19 protein-coding genes, 1 tRNA gene and 1 pseudogene are annotated in these 15603 nt (G+C 41.6%); 13 read left to right on the plus strand and 8 right to left on the minus strand.

Going from position 1 to position 15603, the window contains the following annotated elements:
* Positions 1 to 64: 64 nt before the first annotated feature.
* A complete protein-coding gene (locus tag BLW16_RS19055) occupies positions 65 to 571 on the plus strand; it encodes a hypothetical protein (RefSeq protein WP_090559459.1) in 507 nt (168 codons plus the stop codon).
* Positions 572 to 617: 46 nt separating this feature from the next.
* Here BLW16_RS19055 and BLW16_RS19060 read toward each other — a convergent pair whose 3' ends face one another.
* From BLW16_RS19060 to rpsO, 5 genes are all read right to left on the minus strand, one after another.
* Positions 618 to 1568, minus strand: a complete 951-nt coding sequence (locus BLW16_RS19060) for a D-2-hydroxyacid dehydrogenase (RefSeq protein ID WP_090559460.1) — start codon at positions 1566 to 1568, stop codon at positions 618 to 620.
* Between the two features lie 6 nt (positions 1569 to 1574).
* Positions 1575 to 2642 (minus strand): 3-phosphoserine/phosphohydroxythreonine transaminase, encoded by a 1068-nt coding sequence (gene serC / locus BLW16_RS19065; protein WP_090559461.1) that lies wholly within the window; start codon positions 2640 to 2642, stop codon positions 1575 to 1577.
* An 87-nt stretch (positions 2643 to 2729) separates the two neighbouring features.
* Positions 2730 to 3404: a ribulose-phosphate 3-epimerase gene (gene rpe / locus BLW16_RS19070; protein WP_090559462.1), complete on the minus strand. Its 675-nt coding sequence runs from the start codon at positions 3402 to 3404 to the stop codon at positions 2730 to 2732.
* A gap of 129 nt (positions 3405 to 3533) precedes the next feature.
* Positions 3534 to 5681: a polyribonucleotide nucleotidyltransferase gene (gene pnp / locus BLW16_RS19075; RefSeq protein ID WP_090559463.1), complete on the minus strand. Its 2148-nt coding sequence runs from the start codon at positions 5679 to 5681 to the stop codon at positions 3534 to 3536.
* 117 nt (positions 5682 to 5798) lie between these two features.
* The gene (gene rpsO, locus BLW16_RS19080; RefSeq protein WP_090559464.1) at positions 5799 to 6101 is read right to left on the minus strand and encodes a 30S ribosomal protein S15; all 303 of its coding nucleotides are present in this window, start codon (positions 6099 to 6101) and stop codon (positions 5799 to 5801) included.
* A gap of 156 nt (positions 6102 to 6257) precedes the next feature.
* On the opposite strand from rpsO, the gene BLW16_RS19085 reads away from it, so the two are divergent.
* The gene (locus tag BLW16_RS19085; RefSeq protein ID WP_090559465.1) at positions 6258 to 6677 is read left to right on the plus strand and encodes an acyl-CoA thioesterase; all 420 of its coding nucleotides are present in this window, start codon (positions 6258 to 6260) and stop codon (positions 6675 to 6677) included.
* 4 nt (positions 6678 to 6681) lie between these two features.
* Here BLW16_RS19085 and BLW16_RS19090 read toward each other — a convergent pair whose 3' ends face one another.
* Positions 6682 to 7017, minus strand: coding sequence for a DUF983 domain-containing protein (locus BLW16_RS19090; RefSeq protein WP_394332036.1), 336 nt, complete (start codon positions 7015 to 7017; stop codon positions 6682 to 6684).
* A 157-nt stretch (positions 7018 to 7174) separates the two neighbouring features.
* A complete protein-coding gene (locus BLW16_RS19095) occupies positions 7175 to 7756 on the minus strand; it encodes a Crp/Fnr family transcriptional regulator (protein WP_090559467.1) in 582 nt (193 codons plus the stop codon).
* 65 nt (positions 7757 to 7821) lie between these two features.
* Between BLW16_RS19095 and BLW16_RS19100 the strand changes: the two genes are divergently transcribed.
* Positions 7822 to 8598: a DUF3575 domain-containing protein gene (locus BLW16_RS19100; RefSeq protein WP_090559468.1), complete on the plus strand. Its 777-nt coding sequence runs from the start codon at positions 7822 to 7824 to the stop codon at positions 8596 to 8598.
* A gap of 112 nt (positions 8599 to 8710) precedes the next feature.
* Here the strand turns inward: BLW16_RS19100 and BLW16_RS19105 are convergent, their stop codons facing one another.
* Entirely contained in the window at positions 8711 to 9697 is a 987-nt protein-coding gene (locus BLW16_RS19105; protein WP_090559490.1) for a D-alanine--D-alanine ligase, read from the minus strand.
* Positions 9698 to 9860: 163 nt separating this feature from the next.
* Here BLW16_RS19105 and BLW16_RS19110 point away from each other — a divergent pair, with 163 nt between their 5' ends.
* The 10 genes and pseudogenes from BLW16_RS19110 (at position 9861) to BLW16_RS19140 (ending at position 15243) form a co-directional block, all read left to right on the plus strand.
* Positions 9861 to 10637: a PASTA domain-containing protein gene (locus tag BLW16_RS19110; protein WP_090559469.1), complete on the plus strand. Its 777-nt coding sequence runs from the start codon at positions 9861 to 9863 to the stop codon at positions 10635 to 10637.
* A gap of 15 nt (positions 10638 to 10652) precedes the next feature.
* On the plus strand, positions 10653 to 11708 hold the full coding sequence (gene mltG, locus BLW16_RS19115; protein WP_090559470.1) for an endolytic transglycosylase MltG: 1056 nt from the start codon (positions 10653 to 10655) through the stop codon (positions 11706 to 11708).
* A gap of 1 nt (position 11709) precedes the next feature.
* A complete protein-coding gene (locus BLW16_RS19120; protein ID WP_090559471.1) occupies positions 11710 to 12117 on the plus strand; it encodes an acyl-CoA thioesterase in 408 nt (135 codons plus the stop codon).
* A gap of 9 nt (positions 12118 to 12126) precedes the next feature.
* Positions 12127 to 13116 carry a YihY/virulence factor BrkB family protein gene (locus BLW16_RS19125; RefSeq protein ID WP_090559472.1) on the plus strand — a complete coding sequence of 330 codons (990 nt, stop codon included), beginning with the start codon at positions 12127 to 12129 and terminating at the stop codon, positions 13114 to 13116.
* 96 nt (positions 13117 to 13212) lie between these two features.
* A tRNA-Ser gene (locus tag BLW16_RS19130) sits at positions 13213 to 13299 on the plus strand.
* A gap of 197 nt (positions 13300 to 13496) precedes the next feature.
* Positions 13497 to 13733, plus strand: a complete 237-nt coding sequence (locus BLW16_RS24150) for a transposase (RefSeq protein WP_449415905.1) — start codon at positions 13497 to 13499, stop codon at positions 13731 to 13733.
* Between the two features lie 109 nt (positions 13734 to 13842).
* Entirely contained in the window at positions 13843 to 14112 is a 270-nt protein-coding gene (locus tag BLW16_RS24155) for a hypothetical protein (RefSeq protein ID WP_449415904.1), read from the plus strand.
* 58 nt (positions 14113 to 14170) lie between these two features.
* A complete protein-coding gene (locus tag BLW16_RS24160; protein WP_449415906.1) occupies positions 14171 to 14413 on the plus strand; it encodes an integrase core domain-containing protein in 243 nt (80 codons plus the stop codon).
* Between the two features lie 491 nt (positions 14414 to 14904).
* A pseudogene (locus BLW16_RS24090) lies at positions 14905 to 14982 on the plus strand (IS66 family transposase); the annotation flags it as partial.
* A 36-nt stretch (positions 14983 to 15018) separates the two neighbouring features.
* On the plus strand, positions 15019 to 15243 hold the full coding sequence (locus BLW16_RS19140; RefSeq protein ID WP_175470642.1) for a transposase domain-containing protein: 225 nt from the start codon (positions 15019 to 15021) through the stop codon (positions 15241 to 15243).
* Positions 15244 to 15603 lie beyond the last annotated feature (360 nt).

The following is a 15603-nucleotide window of genomic DNA, read 5'->3' on the forward strand; positions in this document are numbered from 1 at the left end:
TTTGCATTTTTTCATCAAAAATACGATAAGGCATAAAGTTTGCTTTATCAGCTAAAAAAACAATATGATCAGATTTTTGCTCCTGTGCATCGGTTTAAGTGCTGCCCTGAATGTGATGGCTATGGAGGCCGACACATCTGCTTACCAGACACAACGCCTTAAGATCAACGCATTGCTGGCAGAGCGGAGTGCGAAATTCGGTCAGTATGATCTTAGCCTGAGCGCCAGGACCGGTATCTTCGGTTTACAAACAAAAAATGACCTGAGGAATTCCAATGAAATATTGAGAGGGATCATCCTCAGTGATAATAATATCTTCCGGGAACTAAAGGTGCTGATGAATTATAAAGACCAGGAAGTGCAGCAGGTACAAAGCAATGCAAGCAGCACCAATAAACGCATAGAAGGATATATGCTCGCCATCAAAAAATTGCAGGAGCAGAATGACGAGCTCAAAGCCAGAACATCGGAAGTAACAGAAAAAAAAGACACCAGTACTTATGTGATCATCTTTTTATCTGTGGTGATCCTGGCCGGCGGAATCTTTATTTTCAGCAGACTGAGAAAATAAACAAGGTATAGGGATCCAATAGTTTAAACCCCTATACCTGATCTTTTTATTTATTGAAATGAGCAATAATCAGTGAGGCCAGTTCTTCACCGATACGTTCCTGTGCTTCATTTGTAGCGGCACCAATATGCGGTGTCAATGAAATTTTAGGGTGTTTTAAGATCGCCTCTAAAGGAGTAGGCTCATTGTCAAATACGTCAAGTCCTGCAAAAGCAACCTTTCCGCTGTCCAGCGCATTGATCAGCGCCTGCTCATCAATGGTCCCACCTCTTGAGCAGTTTACTATTCCTACTCCTGGTTTTACCTGGTCAAATTCAGCCGCACCCAATATAGGACGGTCTGCAAATGGAGTGTGTAAAGTAATGAAGTCACTGTTTTTGATCACTTCTTCAAGCGCAACAGTTTTTACCGGGATATCCAGGCTCAGGCCGCCCTGAAACTTCAGTGTAATTGCACCTTCAAACGGATAAAGGTCATACGCAAGGACATTCATTCCCAGGCCTAAAGCTACTGAGGCAGTTGCCCTTCCTATTCTACCGAAACCGATAATACCTAAGGTTTTACCTTTCAGTTCAACACCTTTGGCATAGTCTTTTTTCAGTTTATTAAAGCTGGCAGCACCTTCAACCGGCATTTTACGGTTGGAGTCCTGTAAAAAGCGTACACCGGTGAACAGGTGTGCAAAAACAAGTTCAGCAACAGATAAAGAAGATGCTGCAGGCGTATTTACAACAGCAATACCTTTTTCACGTGCATATTCCACGTCGATATTATCCATCCCTACACCACCTCTTCCAATCAGTTTCAGGTTCGGGCATGCATCAATCACGTCCTTACGTACCTTAGTTGCACTTCTAACGGTGATACCGTCATAATTTTGCAGCGCTTCAATCAGTTTATCCTGTGCGACAGTTTCTGTATCTACAATAAAACCGGCTTCTTCTAATAATCTTTTTCCGATGGGGTCTATCCCGTCGTTTGCAAGTATCCTAGTCATTAAATTTTATTTTTGGTGTTTTTCTGCAAATTCCTGCATGAGTTCTACTAATGCGTGTACGCTTGTAATTGGAAGGGCATTGTAAACAGATGCTCTAAAACCACCTACACTTCTGTGTCCTTTAATACCTTCCATACCGTTCTCTTCAGCAAATTTCAGGAATGGTTTTTCCAGTTCAGGATTTTCCATAACGAAACAGATGTTCATTCTGGAGCGGTCTTCCACAGCACAGGTACCTTTAAACAATGGGTTTCTGTCAATTTCTGTGTACAGAGCTTTTGCTTTGGCGATATTTTCTTTTTCAATTTCAGCAACACCACCTTTAGATTTTAACCATCTCAGGTTCAGCATGGCTACATAAATAGCAAATACCGGAGGAGTATTGTACATAGATCCGCCGTCGATATGTTGTTTATAATCCAGCATAGAAGGGATCTTGTTGGTAGTTTTCCCTAAGATCGAATCTTTAATGATCACAACTGTTGAACCGGCAGGGCCTATATTTTTCTGTGAACCTGCATAAATCAGGTCATACTGGGAAACATCGATTACCCTGCTCAGGATATCAGAAGACATGTCGCAAACTACGGGAACCTTCGTTACCGGTACAGTCATCAGTTCAGTTCCGTAAATTGTATTGTTTGACGTAAAGTGGAAATAAGTGCTGTCTTCAGGAATTGAATAGTCCTTAGGGATATAAGTGAAGTTAGCGTCTTTTGAAGAAGCTACCACGTTAGCTGTTCCAAAGTTTTTCACTTCCTTGATGGCCTTATTAGCCCATACACCTGTTTCCAGGTAACTTGCAGTTTGTCCTTCGTTCAGCAGGTTCATCGGAACCATTGCAAACTGCAGACTTGCACCGCCCTGTAAAAACAACACAGAGTAACCTTCAGGCACATTTAATAGTTCTTTAACTAGTTTAACAGCTTCCTCTACTACCGCTTCAAACTCTGGTGTACGATGGGAGATTTCCAGTATCGATAACCCGTCTTTAAAATCTAAAACCGCTTGTGACGCCTGTTTAAATACTTCCTGGGGTAGAATGCAGGGACCTGCTCCAAAATTATGTCTCATTTTATATGCTATTTATTGGTTGTAAATGTAATCGTTTTATAGAAATTAAACCTGCCTTTTTGAAATTATCTACCGGGACAATAGATCTTATATACTACTGCTTTCAGTTGAAGGCAGATGTTTCATTGCGGAAATCATTTCTACGGGCGATTCCGCTCCGAAAATAGAATTTCCTGCTACCAGCACGTCTGCGCCGGCATGAAGTAAAGCGGGTGTATTATGCAGGGCTACTCCCCCGTCCACCTCTATCAGCAGACCGGGATTTAAAACATTGGCCAGGCTTCTCAGCCTGCGGATCTTATCCAATGTATTGGGAATAAACTTCTGCCCACCGAAACCGGGGTTTACGGACATCACCAGTACCATATCAAGATCTGTAAGGATATCACTCAGTAATTCCACCGGAGTATGGGGATTGAGCGCAACACAGGCTTTTGCACCTGCCTCATGTATAGACTGTATGGTTTTATGCAGATGCGGACAGGCTTCATAATGTACCGTGATCGTTGAGGCTCCGGCTTGCGCGAAACGTTCAATATAATGATCTGGATTGACGATCATCAGATGTACATCGAGGGGTTTCTTTGCATGCCTGCTGATCGCTTCCATCACGGGGAAACCAAAGGAGATATTGGGTACGAATACGCCATCCATAATATCTACATGGAACCAATCTGCTTCGCTGGAATTGATCATCTCCACATCACGTTGCAGATTGGCAAAATCTGCAGAAAGAACCGAAGGGGCAATCAGGTGTTTCATGTGTTTGAGTTATGATTTTTCAAAAATACGCAACCGGAAACCGGGGAAGTGTTTTGAGGAAGTAAATATAAAAAAATAACCTATTTTAAAACAAAAAACCCCGCAAAATGCGGGGTTTATGACAATTCATTAAGCAGGTTTGTTTTCCTGCGTGCCTTCCGGTTTAGCGGGGCGCGGCAGTAAAGCTTTTCTGGAAAGCTTCATTTTACCTTGCTTATCGATATCTAATAGTTTAACCTGGATCTTGTCGCCTTCTTTCAGCACGCCATCCATCGTTTCCAAACGTTCCCATGCAATCTCAGAGATGTGCAGCAGACCGTCTTTACCTGGCATGATCTCAACAAATGCACCAAATGGCATGATTGATTTCACTTTACCATCATATGTTGCACCGATATCCGGTTTGGCAGCGATCGCGTTGATACGTTTTACTGCAGCATCAATAGCCGCTTTGTTATCAGCGAAGATCTCAACGATACCTTTGTTACCAACCTCTTCGATAGAGATCGATGCGCCGGTTTCGCGTTGCATCTCCTGGATGATTTTACCGCCGGGCCCGATTACAGCACCTATGAATTCCTTGTCAATACTTAAAGAAACGATACGCGGAGCATGGTCCTTGTAATCTTCACGTGGAGCGGCAATCGTTTTCTTCATCTCGTTTAAGATGTGAAGACGAGCTTCGTTGGCTTGTTTAAGGGCAGCAGTTAACACTTCCCATTTCAGACCATTGATTTTTAAGTCCATCTGACAGGCAACGATACCTTTTTCAGTACCTGTAACCTTGAAATCCATATCCCCCAAGTGATCTTCATCACCAAGGATATCTGTAAGGATCGCATATTTACCAGTTTTCTCGTCAGTGATCAATCCCATTGCAATACCCGATACCGGAGCTTTGATTTTGATACCGGCATCCATCAGTGCAAGTGTACCTGCACAAACAGTAGCCATAGATGAAGAACCGTTTGATTCAAGGATATCAGAAACGATACGTATAGTATATGGATTTTCTTCCAGTCCTGGTAAAACTTTTCTCAGTGAACGCATTGCCAGGTTACCATGACCAATCTCACGACGGCCTGCTCCCCTGTTCGGGCGAACCTCACCAGTAGAGAAACCAGGGAAGTTATAGTGTAAAAGGAATTTGTTGTAGCCATTGATGAAAGCACCATCAATCATTTGCTCATCATCTTTAGAACCTAAAGTAACGGTAGTTAAAGACTGGGTTTCACCACGTGTGAATACCGCTGAACCGTGAGCCGAAGGAAGGTAACTTACTTCAGACCAGATCGGACGTACAGTACGTGCATCACGGCCATCCAAACGCATACCTTCATCTAATACAAGGTTACGGATAGCGTCATATTGTACATCGTGGAAATATTTTTTTGACAGGAAACCTGTTACATCATCAATATCTTCGCCTAAAGTAGCGATGAAGTCCATCAGGATCTCTCCGAATTTATCACCACGCTCAGATTTTGAAGTCTGGCTTTTTGCGACAGCATATACTTTATCATAAGTAGCAGCATACACCTGTTCTTTCAGTTCAGGATTGCTGTCTTCATGGGAATATGTACGTTTAACGGTTTTACCTACTGCTTCAGCAAGTTCTTTCTGAACCTGAACCTGGATAACGATCGCTTTGTGTGCAAATTCGATCGCTTCAACCATTTCCTCTTCAGAAATCTCATCAGCTTCACCTTCAACCATCACGATATCATTCTCAGTACCTGCAACAAGGAATTCCATGGTTGCACGCTCTAAGTCGCTCACATAAGGATTGATCACTAACTGACCATCAATTTTTGCTACACGAACTTCAGAGATAGGGCCATTAAACGGAATATCTGAAACAGCGATAGCAGCAGAAGCAGCTAAACCTGCCAGTGAATCCGGCATAATATTTTTATCAGATGAGATCAGTGTGATCATCACCTGTGTATCAGAGTGATAATCTTCAGGGAACATCGGGCGTAAAGCACGGTCAACCAAACGTGAGATTAAAACCTCATAGTCTGATAATCTTGCCTCACGACGTAAGAAACCACCTGGAATACGGCCTGCGGCAGCATATTTCTCCTGGTAATCTACAGATAAAGGTAAAAAGTCAACACCTGATTTAGCGCCTACAGAAGATACTACAGTTGCTAAAAGCATGGTATCACCCATTCTTACGACTACAGAACCGTCAGCTTGTTTAGCCAGTTTACCTGTTTCAATTTCAATGATCCTACCATCTCCCAGGTCGAACGATTTTTTTATTACATTCATTTACAATTTGTTGCGGTGTGTTTTCCTCTTTCTCCACACCAGATTTATATATACTTATTTTATTTCACAAAGTAAAAAAGCCATCCTAAAGAATGGCTTTCCTTGATATTATTACGCTTATTTGCTGTCTCTCGAACCAAGTGGTTTGATAATATCCCTTAGCCCTAAAGCTTTGATGATGGCACGGTAGCGGTTGATATCTTTTTTAAACAGGTAAGCCAGGATACCACGGCGTTTACCTACTAATTTCTGAAGAGATAACTGAGTAGAGAAATCTTTACGATTTTTCTTTAAGTGTTCTGTTAAGTGTGCAATGCGGTAGGTGAATAACGCTACCTGACCTTCTGCAGAACCTGTGTTAGTTTCTACTTCGCCGTGTTTTTGAAAAATTTCGGCTTTTACTTCTTTACTTAAATACATTACTTGAATTATACTAAAGTGTATATGGATTAATTAATTGAGCGCAAAGATAGTGTAAGTTTTAATGATTCGCAAATATCAGAATATGATTTAAATAATACATGTTTGTGATGATTAACATTTCAATAAACAGCCTTTAAGCCTTATTTTTGCCTCATGGAAAAGAACCAGTACAGCATATTCGAGACTGAATTGAAGGTAAGGCCCGACGATATAGACATGTTCAACCATGTTCATAACAGCAAATACTTTGATTATGTGCTGGCTGCGCGGTATGAGCAGATGGAGAAGTTCTACCACATGCCGATGGAGCATTTCCTGCAGAACGGCTACGGATGGGTAGTGCGTACTGCCTATGTGGATTTCAAAAGGCCTTTAAAAATGGGCAATCAGATAAAAATCCGCACCGGCATACTTACGATCAACGAAAAAGGCTGCCGTGTGCAGTTTGAAATTGAAAATGCAGCAACGAAGAAGATTGCAGCAGATGGCTGGTTCGATTATGTGTTGATCGATACTTCTTCAGGCAGAGGCAGCAGGGTTACCGAACAGATGATCGAAACCTATAGTATATAGGTCATCATGCAGTTTTCATCAGTTTAACGTCTTCATCTCCGCTGCCGGGTACATATCCCAGTCCGGGGGTTAACCAGTGCAGCAGGATCACTCTGGAGTAACGGTAATTGAAGGGGCTGAAGATAAACACTGTCAATAGCAGGATACCTACATAATACCAGAGACTTTCATAAACCAGTGGAAGTCCTAAAATATAACTTGCCACACTTGCACTGATCATTTCTGCCACATTCATTGCATAACTTACAAACATCGAAACATAGAAGAAACCGGGTTCCCTTTCAAAACGCAGGTTACAGTGCGGGCAATATTCGTTTGTGGTCTGTCCTTTAAAAGACAAAGAATACATTTTACCTGAGAATATATCCCCCTGTCTGCACCTTGGGCATTTACATTGGACAACAGCTTCAAATTTTGATATAGGTTTCATCTGATTATGATCAATTAATACCCAAAGGTAAGCAATCGCAGCTGCCGGTTTTATGACCTATATCATATTAGATCTTAAAGATCTTTCCCCTGCTCAGCTTCAGTTCTCCGGCGGCGGCCATTTTTTTTATCGTTCTGATCACTGTTTCCACCCTTAAACCACTCATATCTGCCAATGCCTGACGGGTAAAATCCAGACTGCCCCCTTTTTCTGTATCACGCCATAAATAGGTAATCAGTGTTTGCAGCCTGTGTTCGGCCTGCTCATTGGCCAGTTCCTCCAGCATCATAGATTTATAAAACAACCGGCTGCTGAGGGTTTCTATCAGGTTCATGCTGAAAGCCCTGTCTTCTTCCAGTAATTTGAGAAAATGAGGGCGGTCCACCAGGATCAGTTCCGTATCCCGGGACGCAATGGTATAGGCCAGATAGGAACGCTGCAGCAGCAAGGCCGGTTCACCGAAATATTGCTTTGCTTTAAAAACACCCTGAATAAACTCTTTACCATCATGATTTACTGTCACCATCCTGATCTCGCCGCTTTTAATAAAATAGACATACCGGGGAGTCTGCCCCGATTCGTAGATCACGGCACCCTTTTTGTATAAGATGGTTTTGAAATGATATTTTATCCAAAAATTACTTAACATTACTCAAAATTACTCAATCTGTAAAAATAAATACACATATAACATCTAATTTTTCAAAAATCACTATGAGCAAAAACCTTACGAAAAAAATTGTTGCACTTTCAGTAGCCTCACTACTATTTGGCATCCAGCAACTCCGGGCGCAAACTGCTTCCGCAGATGCCTCATCAGCAGATGGAAAAAACATCCTCAAATGGAACGTGGCTGCACTCGCTACAAAAAGCTACTCGTTTCAATATGAACGTGCGGTAGGAAACAAAGTAGCCGTAGCTATAGGCTACCGGTTCATGCCCAAATCCGGAATTCCATTTAAATCTACGATAAATGACTGGGTAGACGATGAACAAACAGAAAGAACGATTAATAATTTTAAAACATCAAACTTCGCGATTACTCCTGAAGTAAGGTTTTATGTGGGCAAAGGTATATTCCAGGGCTTCTACCTTGCGCCATTTGCAAGGTATGCGAAATACAATGGTGAGGGTCCTTTTCAATATGACATCACGCAATTGAACCTCTCTGAAACTATATACTTTAAGGGTGGCATTAATACTTATACTGCCGGGCTGATGATCGGGGCACAATGGAAACTGACCAAACTTTTGTACCTGGACTGGTGGATTGTGGGGCCAAATTATGGTACTGCCAAAGGCGACCTGACCGGACAGAAAACCTTAAATGCCCTGGAGCAGGCCGAATTTAAAAAACAGCTTGATGACTTTGTTGAGGATCTTCCGCTGGTACATGCTACCGCTCAGGTAGATGGCAACGGCGCAAACATCCATATTAAAGGCCCATGGGCTGGTGCCCGGGCCGGATTAAACATCGGTTTCAGGTTTTAAACAAAAAGAGCTGCAGTCTTGCACCGCTCAAAAAAGTTAAACACTTTCTGACGCATTGCAAGACTGCAGCTCTTTCTAATTCAGCGCTCTGATCATTAATTCAGCGCTTTGATCAGCCAATAGTTTCTTTGATCAGTTTTGTATAAAAATCGTTCAGCGGTAAGCCAAATGCTGCTACCTGCTGAGGGATAAAGCTCGTTGCAGTCTGACCGGGGATGGTATTGATCTCTATAAAATAGAAATCACCTTCATCGCCAAGCAAAATAAAATCGATCCTTACTACTCCCCTGCAATTCAATTTCAAATATACTGCTGAGGCAATCTCTTCCACCCTTTTGCGTGTTTCTTCTTTCAATTTTGCAGGAGTGGTTTCAATGGCTACTCCCGGGGTATATTTTGCTTCAAAATCAAAAAACTCCTTAGCTGTTTCTACTTCAGTAGCCGGCAGCACGGTAACTTTCCCGTCCAGCTTTACTACACCCACCGTAAATTCACGGCCTTCAATAAATTCTTCAATCAGGATCTGAGTGTCTTCTTTAAATGCCTTATCGATTGCCGATTGCAGGTCATATTGATTTTTTACCTTGCTCATCCCAATACTGCTGCCGCCATTGTTCGGCTTAACAAAATAAGGAAGTTTAAGATTTTGTTTGATATCGGCCAGGTTATAGGGAGCATTGCTGAATATCTGAACGGATTTGGCCACCTGTAGCGATGGAATATCCTGTACAATGGCTTTTGTATAGCCTTTATTCATTGTAATTGCTGAAGTTAATGCATCACAGGTCGTATAAGGGATACCGAGCATATCAAAATAGCCCTGCAACTTACCATCTTCCCCGGGGGCGCCATGGATAGCAATAAAGACCCCGTCAAAAGTTACTTTCCGTCCTTTGATAATGAGTGAAAAATCATTTTTATCGATCTCTATCCTGACAGAATCTGCAGGTTCATAAAACCATCCCTGCTGTGTCAGCATGATCTTATAAACCTCAAATTTATCGGGATCGAGGTTATGGGCTATCGTTGCCGCGCTTTTTACAGACACTACCCATTCTCCTGTAGTACCTCCGGTAAGTAATGCGATTACTTTCTTCATTGTTTTCATATTTAGGCATTCTTTATCTTTACGATGAAATGAATTCAACTATAAGATATTGGCTCAAAAATATTAAAATAGTTTATTCAGATCTCATTTAAATTCCGATAAAATATAATTTTAGTCTAAATTTGACCCAAATACAATGCACCCATAAAAATAAATGGCAAATTTCATCTCCTACCTGCAAACTAAATCATTCAGAAATAACCTTCTTGCTGCTATTACTACTGTTGTAGTCTTGCTGCTGGTTGCCTTTTTCAGTCTGCGTTATTATACTAAACACGGACAAGGTTTGAATGTTCCTGCTGTTAAAGGACTATCATTCAACCAGGCGGTTACCAAACTGGAGGATCTGGGATTGCGTTATGAGGTAGACTCGGTATATATTATGGACCTGCCACCGGGAACGGTGATCGATCAGGATCCTGAAGCTAACACTTTTGTAAAGGACAACAGGACCATTTACCTCACCATCAATACCGCGCAGGCACCAAATGTGAAATTTCCTGATGTGCAGTTCAAGTCGTTCATTGAAGCCCAGTCTGTCATTAACAGCTTTGGATTAAAAGTTGGTGACACGGTCTACAAAGCTGATGTCAGCCGGGATGTGGTACTGGAAGTCTCTTTTGGAGGACAGGCCATCAAACCCGGAGATATTATCCCTAAAGGTTCGAAAATAGACATGCTGCTTGGTGACGGCAGAGGAAATGAAGATGTGGATATACCATCGCTGTTAGGATTTACTAGAGACGAGGCTGCTTTCTCCCTGAGGGGATCAAACCTTAAGTTAGGAACGATAACTTATGAAGGCAATATCACAGATACCGCAAATGCCGTTATTATAGGGCAGGACCCGGTGTTATCAGATACCTTATCAAAAGTTAAAATTGGTACGCCTGTAAATATTACCTTGTCAAACAATAAGCCCACAAATTAGTATTCAAAATCTTCTATGACTACCGAAAATAAAAAAATAAAAAAAGGTACCATTATTCTTATAGCTGCAGGTGTGCTCCTGCTCGGTATTGCAGCAGGGTTTTATGGATACCAGCAGTTCAGGATATATTTCAAGCCCAACATATCAGGTAAAGAAAACTACCTCTATATTAAAACAGGTTCTTCTATTGACGACCTGTATGCCGAGATCAAAGGCAAAGATCTGCTGAAAGATGTAGGTTCGTTTAGTCAGGCCGCTGCAAAAATGGATCTTGCACAGCGCTTAAAACCGGGCCGCTATAAGCTATCCAAAGGACTGACCAACCGCGCGCTGATCAATATGATCAAAGCCGGAAACCAGGAACCCGTAAAGCTAAAGTTCCATAACATCAGAAGAAAAGAAGATTTTTCAGGTTACCTGGCAAAAAACCTGGAAGCAGACTCAGCCACTTTTATCAGGGTGCTGGACTCTGCAGCGCTTGTTGAGAAATATGGTTTTACCACTGATAATAGTTATACGATGTTCATCCCGAACACCTATGATATGTACTGGAATACGTCGCCGATTGAATTCTTTACCAGGATGCAGAAAGAATATGATAAATTCTGGAATGCAGAGCGTAAACAAAAGGCAGCTGCTTTGAAGTTAAGTCCGCAGCAAGTAACCGTACTGGCTTCCATTGTGGATGGAGAGGCACTTTACGACAAAGAGATGCCGATCATTGCAGGGTTATACCTCAACCGTCTGGACAGGGGCATCCTGCTGCAGGCAGACCCTACTGTCATCTTTGCCAATAATGATTTTACGGTGAAGCGGGTAACCAATGCCCTGCTGCGCGTAGATTCAAAATATAATACCTATAAATATGCAGGATTGCCTCCCGGCCCTATCATGATGCCCAGCATCAATGCGATAGATGCCGTTCTCAATCACGATAAAAACAATTATATCTACATGTGCGCTAAAGAAGACTTCTCAGGATACCATGCCTTTGCGGAGACTAAAGCGGAACATGAGATCAATGCAAATAAATACCGGGCAGCACTCAACAAGAGGAATATTTTTAAGTAGGATGTATACGCACGAAACTAAGATACGGGTAAGATACAATGAGACGGATCAGATGGGATATGTCCATAACGGGAATTACGCCATCTATTACGATATGGCGAGAACAGAAATGCTGCGCAGTCTGGATATGACCTATGTTCAGATGGAAGAATCTGGAATTATGATGCCACTGCTGGAGCTGCACTGTAAGTTTATCAGACCCGCCCTTTATGACCAGGAACTCACCATCAGGACTGTTGTGAATGACCTGCCGGGCACAAGGATAACGTTTAACTATGAAATCTTCAATGAGGATGGAGTGCTGATCAATATCGGGTCAACTATCCTGGTTTTCTTTGATATGGCCAGGAAAAAGCCATGTCAGCCACCGGGATATTTTATGGAAAAGATAGCCCAATATTTTACTTAATTTTGATGGATGATCTGGGTACATAGACAACTTTTAAAGATAAGGCTCTACTCCTTATTTATAGACTGGACAAAAGTTTATGTTTTACCAGGGTTTAGCCCCCTCCCGCTTTACACTATTGCTGTGTTTTTCTTTAAAGAGATAGGCAAAGAATCTTTAGTGAACAAGGCCTCTTCACTGGCGTATAATTTCATGCTGGCTATCTTCCCCGGAATTATATTCCTGTTTACCTTAATCCCCTATATCCCTAAGCGTATCGGCTTCCAGGATCAGCTCATGGTGCTACTGCAGCTGATCCTTCCGAAACAAGCCTATAAAGCTTTTGAGACCACCATTGCTGAGATCGTTAAGATACAGAACGGGAAGTTGTTATCTTTTGGTATCATCCTGTCCGTGTTCTTTGCTACTAACGGCTTACACAACCTTATGAAGGCCTTCAATAAGTCATCACTCACCCGGGAAACCAGAAGCTGGCTTAAACAGCGTTTTATTGCGTTAATACTGACCTGCGTAATTGCATTTTCCCTGATCGTTACCATTGCCGCGATGACTATCGGTGAAATTACACTGAACTATCTGAACCGGGGACTGCATATCAATGGGAAATTTATTGTGTATGTCATCGAGCTTTCCCGCTGGGCCTTGCTTGGATTACTCTATTTCGTGACCATTTCTATTCTCTACCGTTATGGCCCGGCCAACACCAAAAAATGGCGTCTCTTCAGTGCCGGATCATGGCTGGCTACAATCCTTGCGTTTCTGACGATCTGGGGGTTCTCTTTTTATATCAACCACTTCGGATCTTATAATAAAGTGTATGGATCGATAGGTACATTGATCGTAATTATGATCTGGTTATACCTCAATTCTCTGATACTTTTACTCGGTTTTGAGCTGAATGCAAGTGTAGACCTCTCCAAACGGAGCATCAAAATCATCAAACAGCCCTTCAATTTGTTCAAAAAAGCGCCTTTAGAGGGCAATAAAATGAATAAATAAAAATATTTCTATCTCTCCTTTAACTAGTTATCAATTTCCTGTTAAAAAATCAACATCATTATTTGCAGAATCAAGCAGTATTTGTACTTTTGTCGCGGAGAGTTGGCAGAGTGGTCGATTGCGGCAGTCTTGAAAACTGTTGACTTGTCAAAGGGTCCGCGGGTTCGAATCCCCCACTCTCCGCAAATGTATAATCAAAATACACTAAAACGCTTTAAACTTATGTTTAAAGCGTTTTTTGTTTGTAGCCCCTAGTAAAATCACACAATTTTTCGCAGTATAAGGTGTGTAACCCTCCCAAAAAATCGGACTGTATAAAAGACGAAAATTTGTAACTTTAAAACAGTAAGATGAAAAAATAAATAATCAGTGAGAGCCAAATCGTGGCAGCAATTAAGGAACAGGAGTCAGGAAAAACATTGGCGGATATCTGCCGTGCTCTTAGCGTACATCAGGCGACTTTTTACAATTGGAAGAAAAAGTATTCAGGAATGTATAACCAGGAACTTCGCCGTTTGAAAGAGTTGGAGGAGGAAAACCGCAGATTAAAGCATATGTATGCTGAACTGGCGTTGGACAATAAAATCCTGAAAGACGTGCTGTCAAAAAAGTTCTAAAGCCCTGCCAGCGCAAAAACATGATTACTTATGTGGCGGAGAGCCATTATATTAGTATCAGCAGGGCTTGAAGTGGAATCGCAAGCGGGTGCGGCGCGTATATTTACTAATGGGGTTAAATCAAAGACGAAAAACACGCAGACGTGTGCCACAGCGGGTGAAAAATCCCCTTGCGCAACCATCAGCTCCTGGTGAAATGTGGTCTGTTGATTTCATGAGTGATGTACTAACCAATCAAAGAAAGTTCCGGACATTAAATGTAATTGATGATTTTAACCGGGATGCTATTGATGTTGCGCATTCTATGCCTGCAGTGAGGGTTACAGCGCTAATGGAACAGATTATTAACGAACACGGAAAGCCAAATATATCAGGATAATGGACCTGAATTTATAAGTAAGGAATTTAATACCTGGTGCGAGGACAATAATATCAAAATCCAGTATACCCAACCCGGTAGACCCATGCAAAATGGATACATAGAACGTTTCAACCGAAGCTTTAGAGAAAGTATTCTGGATGCCTACTTATTTGAAGATGTAATGCAGGTACAGATCCTAACAGAAGAATGGGTAACAGATTACAATTCCAGAAGACCACATGAAACATTAGGTGGTAAAACTCCGCTGGAATATAGAGCAGAATGGAGCATCAGTATGCAGTCATCTCCTGCGAGATGACTGCATACTGATGGATGAAAAAATATTATATAGATTTGAATTATCGTCTCCTAAACCGGTTCGAAAAAAGGGAGGGTTACATATGCTGTAGTGTTAGCTTACGAAAATGCTGCAGTATTATTTACCGATTACAGCGCGGTCTTATTGGCTTTCACATGCAGCTGCAGAGCTTGCTGTAATGACCCGGTTAGGGGTGTATAACAAGACTGGGCGTGATGGTATATAGCTGGTGTTTTAGTCTGATCAGACATACCCCGCATATGCTTAAAACATACTCCGGCTATACCTCAACTATACCTATGGGGGTATAGCTGAGGTATAGCCGGGGTACCCGCGACCTAAGGATGGGGTATGCCCGGTAGGACTGGTTTAGGATCTCAATAATTTATTATATAGAACGCTTACTGAGTCGGTATGCCAGTATTACACCGTTTTGGGTGTATAAACCGTAATCACGCCATCATTTTCACTGAATAACGGGTTTTCTAAACATTGATAACAATCCGATAGAGTCAAGTATCAGAACTATTACCCTGGGCAGAAAAAACTTCCTCTTCAGTGGATCACATGATGGCGCACAAAGAAGCGCAATGCTATATTCTTTCATGGGAACCTTTAAATTACAGGGAATAAACCCAATGATCTGGATGGTAGATATACTTAAAAAAATCAATCATCATCCGGCAGCAGAAATCCAGGATCTTTTACCTGCTAAGAATGGCTTTAGATATTCTGAAAAATATGAGCATCATCCCCTCTGCGCGGGCTATTCACGCGTTTTACCTTTGTTAAGTAGCCAAAAGATGATAACTACCTTAAAGAGATTGTGACAGTTTGCAACATAGATAACGAGCATATTCTTGCCCATCATGGAAATCCGAAAAGGCTTTACTAAGACGATAAATGGAAATCGATAAAAAATACACTTAAAATTAGATTATCATTAAAATCAAAATTTGTGGTAGCATAAAATAGAGCTGCCACTAAAGTGGTTGATATACCGATATGTGTAGATAAGGAAGAATTTATCTCGCTTTTACTAGCAAGGGATTTATCATATTGGTCTTTATAAAATGTTTGCAAATCCATAAAATTGAGACTGTAAAGTGAACTGTGTCAACTCTAAAAAGTTAGAGTTAAAATAAGTAATTTAGTAATACTTAGGACGCGATGAAAAATAAAGAACCATT

Origin of the sequence: Pedobacter hartonius (assembly GCF_900107535.1) — a bacterium.
GTDB lineage: Bacteria > Bacteroidota > Bacteroidia > Sphingobacteriales > Sphingobacteriaceae > Pedobacter > Pedobacter hartonius.

What these genes read in the sequence shown, in the direction of transcription:
- BLW16_RS19055 (WP_090559459.1), top strand. Translation starts at nt 65, where the DNA reads ATGATCAGATTTTTGCTCCTGTGCATCGGTTTAAGTGCTGCCCTGAAT.
- BLW16_RS19060 (WP_090559460.1), bottom strand. Translation starts at nt 1,568, where the DNA reads ATGACTAGGATACTTGCAAACGACGGGATAGACCCCATCGGAAAAAGA.
- serC (WP_090559461.1), bottom strand. Translation starts at nt 2,642, where the DNA reads ATGAGACATAATTTTGGAGCAGGTCCCTGCATTCTACCCCAGGAAGTA.
- rpe (WP_090559462.1), bottom strand. Translation starts at nt 3,404, where the DNA reads ATGAAACACCTGATTGCCCCTTCGGTTCTTTCTGCAGATTTTGCCAAT.
- pnp (WP_090559463.1), bottom strand. Translation starts at nt 5,681, where the DNA reads ATGAATGTAATAAAAAAATCGTTCGACCTGGGAGATGGTAGGATCATT.
- rpsO (WP_090559464.1), bottom strand. Translation starts at nt 6,101, where the DNA reads ATGTATTTAAGTAAAGAAGTAAAAGCCGAAATTTTTCAAAAACACGGC.
- BLW16_RS19085 (WP_090559465.1), top strand. Translation starts at nt 6,258, where the DNA reads ATGGAAAAGAACCAGTACAGCATATTCGAGACTGAATTGAAGGTAAGG.
- BLW16_RS19095 (WP_090559467.1), bottom strand. Translation starts at nt 7,756, where the DNA reads ATGTTAAGTAATTTTTGGATAAAATATCATTTCAAAACCATCTTATAC.
- BLW16_RS19100 (WP_090559468.1), top strand. Translation starts at nt 7,822, where the DNA reads ATGAGCAAAAACCTTACGAAAAAAATTGTTGCACTTTCAGTAGCCTCA.
- BLW16_RS19105 (WP_090559490.1), bottom strand. Translation starts at nt 9,697, where the DNA reads ATGAAGAAAGTAATCGCATTACTTACCGGAGGTACTACAGGAGAATGG.
- BLW16_RS19110 (WP_090559469.1), top strand. Translation starts at nt 9,861, where the DNA reads ATGGCAAATTTCATCTCCTACCTGCAAACTAAATCATTCAGAAATAAC.
- mltG (WP_090559470.1), top strand. Translation starts at nt 10,653, where the DNA reads ATGACTACCGAAAATAAAAAAATAAAAAAAGGTACCATTATTCTTATA.
- BLW16_RS19120 (WP_090559471.1), top strand. Translation starts at nt 11,710, where the DNA reads ATGTATACGCACGAAACTAAGATACGGGTAAGATACAATGAGACGGAT.
- BLW16_RS19125 (WP_090559472.1), top strand. Translation starts at nt 12,127, where the DNA reads ATGATCTGGGTACATAGACAACTTTTAAAGATAAGGCTCTACTCCTTA.
- BLW16_RS24155 (WP_449415904.1), top strand. Translation starts at nt 13,843, where the DNA reads ATGGGGTTAAATCAAAGACGAAAAACACGCAGACGTGTGCCACAGCGG.
- BLW16_RS19140 (WP_175470642.1), top strand. Translation starts at nt 15,019, where the DNA reads ATGGGAACCTTTAAATTACAGGGAATAAACCCAATGATCTGGATGGTA.